Origin of the sequence: Liquorilactobacillus mali (assembly GCF_001437155.1) — a bacterium.
Lineage (GTDB): Bacteria > Bacillota > Bacilli > Lactobacillales > Lactobacillaceae > Liquorilactobacillus > Liquorilactobacillus mali_A.
On sequence record NZ_JQAR01000028.1, the window covers coordinates 23,833 to 30,010 of the forward strand.

Annotated in this window: 5 protein-coding genes; 4 read left to right on the forward strand and 1 reads right to left on the reverse strand. The window is 32.1% G+C overall.

Translation table 11 applies throughout. The annotated features are described in order from the left end of the window. Positions 1 to 10 precede the first annotated feature (10 nt). Entirely contained in the window at positions 11 to 793 is a 783-nt protein-coding gene (locus IV36_RS09915) for a DUF4422 domain-containing protein (protein WP_056992157.1), read from the forward strand. A 107-nt stretch (positions 794 to 900) separates the two neighbouring features. Here the strand turns inward: IV36_RS09915 and IV36_RS09920 are convergent, their stop codons facing one another. Then, positions 901 to 2,133 (reverse strand): nucleotide sugar dehydrogenase, encoded by a 1,233-nt coding sequence (locus IV36_RS09920; protein ID WP_056992159.1) that lies wholly within the window; start codon positions 2,131 to 2,133, stop codon positions 901 to 903. 349 nt (positions 2,134 to 2,482) lie between these two features. On the opposite strand from IV36_RS09920, the gene glf reads away from it, so the two are divergent. From glf to IV36_RS09935, 3 genes are all read left to right on the forward strand, one after another. Continuing rightward, positions 2,483 to 3,598, forward strand: coding sequence for a UDP-galactopyranose mutase (gene glf / locus IV36_RS09925; RefSeq protein WP_056992161.1), 1,116 nt, complete (start codon positions 2,483 to 2,485; stop codon positions 3,596 to 3,598). A 70-nt stretch (positions 3,599 to 3,668) separates the two neighbouring features. Beyond that, positions 3,669 to 4,850, forward strand: a complete 1,182-nt coding sequence (locus IV36_RS09930; protein ID WP_056992162.1) for a hypothetical protein — start codon at positions 3,669 to 3,671, stop codon at positions 4,848 to 4,850. A 137-nt stretch (positions 4,851 to 4,987) separates the two neighbouring features. Beyond that, positions 4,988 to 6,028 (forward strand): glycosyltransferase family 2 protein, encoded by a 1,041-nt coding sequence (locus tag IV36_RS09935; protein ID WP_056992164.1) that lies wholly within the window; start codon positions 4,988 to 4,990, stop codon positions 6,026 to 6,028. The last annotated feature ends 150 nt before the right edge of the window (positions 6,029 to 6,178 follow it).

The window sequence follows — 6,178 nt, forward strand, 5'->3', positions numbered from 1 at the left end:
GTAGGACTTAATGAAAACTGAGATTTATGTGGTTAGTCACAAAAATGTGAAGATGCCAAATGAAAATGTATATATACCGGTACAAGTTGGTGAAAATACGGAAAACTTTAAAGGATTTGAAAGAGATAACACAGGTGTAAACATTTCTGCAAAAAATCCTAATTATTGTGAGTTAACTGTTCAATATTGGGCATGGAAAAATAGGGTCGCTGATGTGAAGGGACTTGTACATTATCGTAGATATTTTTCTAATGGAAAAGCAGCATTTTTTAAAACACCCGCGGAAAAATTCAATGAAATTCTTACGAGTGATAAAATTACAAGTTTACTAGAAGAAAATGACGCAATTTTACCCCACAAAAGGAACTACTATATTGAAACATCATGGTCTCATTATGAGCATGCACATCATATAGAGGGACTTGAGGTTGCAAAAGAGGTTATAGGTGAACGTTATCCTGAGTATATTCCCTCTTTTGAAGAGGTAGTTAACAGAAGAGCTGTTCATATGTTTAACATGATGATCGCCAAAAGTGAAGTATTTGACAGTTATACGAAATGGTTATTTGATATATTGCCCGATGTAGAAAAAAGAGTTGATATTTCGGAGTACTCTGATTACGAAAAAAGAATTTTTGGGTTTATCAGTGAAATTTTATTAGACGTTTGGTTTGAGAAGAATCAAATAAAATATGCAGAGTTACCTGTTCTTTTCATAGGGAAACAAAATTGGGTTCGTAAAATTGGGTTATTTTTCCTAAGAAAAATGGGATTAAGTAAAAAGGCAGTCTGATAGTGGCAACTTTTTTATGAAACATGTTTATTCGAAACAAATAGGCTGGATCAGAAGTTAACTTTTGACCCAGCCTTTTATAATAGTTATTAATATATAAAATGTCTTTAATCCCTTTTAAAGATGTCGCGCGTATAAACTTTATCTTTGACATCAGACAATTCGTTGTTGTAACGGTTTGCGATAATAGCAGAGGAATTTTTCTTGAAAGAAACTAAATCATTTACAACTTTACTTCCAAAAAAGGTAGATCCATCTTCCAAAGTAGGCTCATAAATAATTATATTTATGCCCTTTGCTTTGATTCGTTTCATAACACCTTGAATTGAACTCTGTCTAAAATTATCAGAATTACTTTTCATTGTCAGTCGGTAGACACCAATGGTTATACTCATTTCATTTTCTTTATCATGATTATGATAACCCGCAGTTTTAAGAACACGATCGGCGATGAAGTCCTTACGCGTTTTATTTGAATCCACAATTGCTTTGATAAGTGTTTGAGGTACCCCGTCATAATTGGCAAGAAGCTGTTTTGTATCCTTGGGCAAGCAATAGCCGCCATAACCAAAAGAGGGATTGTTATAGTGCGTACCAATACGAGGGTCAAGACCTACGCCCTCAATAATCTGTTGAGTATTTAAATTTTTAAGCTCTGCATATGTGTCTAGCTCGTTGAAATAAGATACACGCAATGCTAAATAAGTGTTAGCAAATAACTTTACTGCTTCCGCTTCAGTAGATCCCATAAATAATGTGTCTATATCTTTTTTTAGTGCTCCATCCTGAAGTAAAGCTGCAAAAGTTTTTGCTTTTTCGAGCAAACCATTGTCAGATTCTTCGTATCCAACTATTATTCTGCTTGGGTATAAGTTGTCGTAGAGAGCCTTAGATTCTCTCAGAAACTCTGGGCTAAAAATAATATTTGCTATGCCTGTTTTTTTACGCAGTTTTCTAGTATAACCCACAGGAACTGTTGATTTTATAATTATCACAGCCTCTGGATTGTATTTATGAACAGAGTCAACCACAGCTTCAACAGCAGAAGTATCAAAGAGATGAGTTTTACTGTCATAATTTGTTGGTGCTGCGACGATGACAAAATCTGAGTCACTATAAGCAAAGCTTTCATCTGTTGTTGCTACAAGATTAAGTTTTTTTGTTGATAAATATTCCTCTATATATTTATCTTGAATAGGTGATTTTCTTTCATTTATAAGGTCAACTTTTTCTTTTACTATATCGATAGCTTTTACTATGTTATTTTGAGAAAGAAGTGTCGCAAGCGATAGTCCTACATAGCCTGTACCTGCAACCGTAATATGATATTGTTTATTCATTATACATAAAACCTCACTAATAAATTTTAAATGTTGCTGCCCTATAAATAAACCCAATAGGAAACACACATGCATTATATCATAATTACTTAAAAGTTCTGTAATTACTTGACCATTTAATACTTTTATTATAATCTAAACTGGATATAGCGTTCAATAGTAGATATATTTTGATTGACTTTATGGTAAATAGAGATATGGTTGGCTAAGCATATCGAAATGTTTGTAAATATAAATTAAATTTTATTAGATATCAAGAAACTTCTTGTACATATAAAGCATTTTTCAGTATATTGCAATTATAGTCAGAAAAAATAAATTTACCGCATGATAATATTGGAGGAAGAAAATGACCAAGTATTTAATAGTTGGAGCAGGATTATTTGGAGCGACATTTGCGTATGAAGCTGCTAAAAAGGGGCATGAGGTTAAAGTAATTGAGAGACGTAACCATATTGCTGGAAATATTTTTACCAAGGAAGTAAATGGTATTCAGGTTCATCAATATGGAGCACATATCTTCCATACCTCAAACAAAAGGGTCTGGGACTATGTAAATCAATTTGCAGAATTCAATCGCTATACGAATAGTCCGATTGCAAACTATCATGGCGAAATTTATAATTTGCCATTCAATATGAATACGTTCAATAAACTCTGGGGCGTTGTGACACCAGAAGAGGCACAGGCAAAAATTGATGAACAAAAATCAATTCTGAAGGGCAAACGACCTGAGAATTTGGAAGAACAGGCAATTTCTTTAGTTGGTACGGACATTTATGAAAAGCTAATTAAGGGCTACACAGAGAAACAATGGGGTCGCTCAACAAAGGATCTGCCGGCATTCATTATTCGTAGATTACCAGTTAGATTGACATATGATAACAATTATTTTAATGATGATTACCAAGGAATCCCAGTTGGCGGCTATACACAGATAGTTGAAAAGATGCTTGCTAGTGATCTGATTACTGTTGAAACAGGTGTTGATTTCTTTGATAAGAAAGATGAATATTTAAAGGAATTTGATAGAATCATATTTACAGGTATGATTGATGAATATTTCAATTATTCCTTGGGAGAGTTGGAGTATCGCAGTCTGAAATTTGAGACAGAAAAATTAGATGTTGATAATTACCAAGGAAATGCGGTTGTGAATTATACTGATGCTGAAACTCCTTTCACAAGAATTATCGAGCATAAGCATTTTGAATTTGGCAAAGGTGACAAAAACAAGACAGTTATTACTCGTGAATATCCAAAAACTTGGAAGCGTGGGGATGAACCCTATTATCCAGTTAATAATACGGAGAATAATACATTGTATAAACAATACAAGGAATTAGCAGATAGGGAAGCCAAAAATGTTTTGTTTGGTGGTCGATTGGGACAGTATCGTTACTACGATATGGATCAAGTTATAAGTGCAGCGTTGAACGTTGTAAAAACAGAAATAGGAGACTGAGTTTAGTTCTTTTGTTAGTCAATTTTAGTTTTGAATAATAAAAGGCTTCGATAATGGGGTTAACTTGAAAATGATAAATGATATAGAAAAAGAACCTGTAGTAGCTCCGTTGAACAATAAAGCACTAAGTGTACCAGAGTTGATTTACTTATCAATGTTTGCAGTGTACATCATAGCAAGTGCAATTAATGGGACGATGTTTGTTTGGCTTAATTCTGTCAGTGATTATACTTATTTAATAAGTGAATTGACGATAGTAGGAGTTTTAATAAAAGTTCTGTTGTTTGACAAATGGGATTTAAAAAGTATAAGCGTAATATTGTTATCAGGTTTGGCATTGTGGCAAATCTGTACAACTTCAAGGGAATATTTATTTTTTTATTACTATGTGTATATCGTTGGAGCAAAGAATGTAGATTTTAAAAAGATAATAAAGGTGTTTTTGTGGGCAGTGGTATCTGTATTTATTATTGCAGCCATCGCATCTTTATTTGGAGTTATTGTTAATGTAACAATCGGCAGATTAATGGAGCCAACTGTTAGATATTCAGTAGGAGCTGTTTACCCAACTGATTTGGCCGCAAGATGTTTTTATATACTGCTTTCTTATGCTGCTTTGAGAAAATTTAAGTTTAGTATTCCTGAGTATATAGCCGCAAGTGCTTTTTCAATTATGGTTTATGCCCTTACGGATACACGATTAGACTTTTTACTGATGATTATGGTGATCTTGGTGACTGTATTCAAAAAACTTATTTTTCGCATTATTAAGAAGATAAGTGTAAGAATTGCAGCAGGAACTATTTTTGTAGTAATTTTCTTAAATATTGTCTTGGCTTATCTCTTTGAGCCTTCAGTACGCATTTTTCAAATCGTGAATAAGCTTTTGTCTGGAAGATTAACATACGGTCATGAAGCTTTTAAAAATTATAATGTAACGTTTTTAGGACAGTTTGTTTATCAAAATGGTAATGGAGGGGTACACAGTCATCCCTTTGATTACTTTTATATAGATGTTTCATTTATTCGATTATTGATGATGGAAGGAATTCTTGTATTTTTTGTTCTGTTATTTGTAATTTATTTCTTGTATCGTAAATTTTACAATGAAAAGAGCTTTGGTTTGATTGTGTGGTTACTGTTTGCAATTCTTAGTTCGCTAATTGATCAGCATCTGTTTGAATTATCCTTTAATGTGATATTCCTAGGTTTATTTGCAAACATCGATTATTGGAGAAATGAAGTTGTATAATAGTGTTTTTAAAAGAAAAGCTGGGGTTGAACAGCTTTTTTTTATTGAATGATGCTTAAGATAATAAAGCATATTGATTTTGACTATTGAACTGTATTCTCATAGAACTAATTAAACTATTTGTAGGAGAAAAACTGATGGAGACAAAACTCGTAAGTATTATTTTACCAATATTTAATATAGAAGATAACTTTTTGAAAAAATGTGTTGAATCACTACTCAAACAGACATACAAAAATATTGAAATAATACTAATAGATGATGGTTCTACAAACAATATAATTGATGTATGTTTATCATTACAAAAAAGTGATTCTAGAGTAAAAGTTCATAAACAGGTTAATAGTGGTGTTTCTGTAGCAAGAAATAAAGGACTAGAAGTTTCGAGCGGAAAATATATATGTTTTGTTGATCCAGATGATTGGGTTTCTGAGGACTACATATCTGATTTGGTTGAAGCAATAGAAAACGCAAATGCTGACTTTTCCGTATCTAATTGTTTTATAAATTATAAGGATAACAATCAAAAAAATGATTTTTTACAAGGTGAAAGCAGGGTACTGACAGGGGCTCAGAAAAATGAGCTGTTGTACCAATTAGTAGGGAAGAAACTTTGCAGATACTATCCAAAAGGAATAGCTGCAGGTGTGCCTTGGTGTAAGATGTTTAATAGAGATTTTCTAGAAAAAAATAACTTGGAATTTGTTCCTGGTATGAAGAGAATGCAAGATAATATTTTTTGCCTGTATGCATTCGAGAATGCTAAGAAGATTGCATATACTAAGAAAAATAATTACTACTACAGAGAAGACGAAAATTCTGCTTCTCATAAGTATTCAACTGATATAATTTCAAATTTTGAAACTTATTTTGACGAGACATTTAAGTTTTTGGATAAATATGGTAAGGAAGATTTAATGTATCAGGCTGTTTATATGAAGGAACTTACAAGTTTTAATTCCTTTTTTGCAAGGTATTTTTTTAATGAAAAAAATACAAAAAAATTCGGTAACATTAAGAATGAAATTGAACAACTACTAGAAACACCAAGGTATAAAAATGCACTTGCTAATATAAATTACAAACTTTTGAACAACCAGGAAAAAATTTTTGTATTCTGTTTGAGGCATCGTTTTTTCCGTATTCTTAAACTACTGATCAGATTGAAAAATAGATGATGTAATGTTGGTATTATAGAAATTCGAACAGAGTTTAGTAAGTGGTGTAGTGATATGGTATCTACGATTGTTTTTTGGTTCAATAAAGAGAAAACGGTAGCGTCAAGAATCTTGTGTAAATGAAATGCCTTCGTACATATAATATGTATC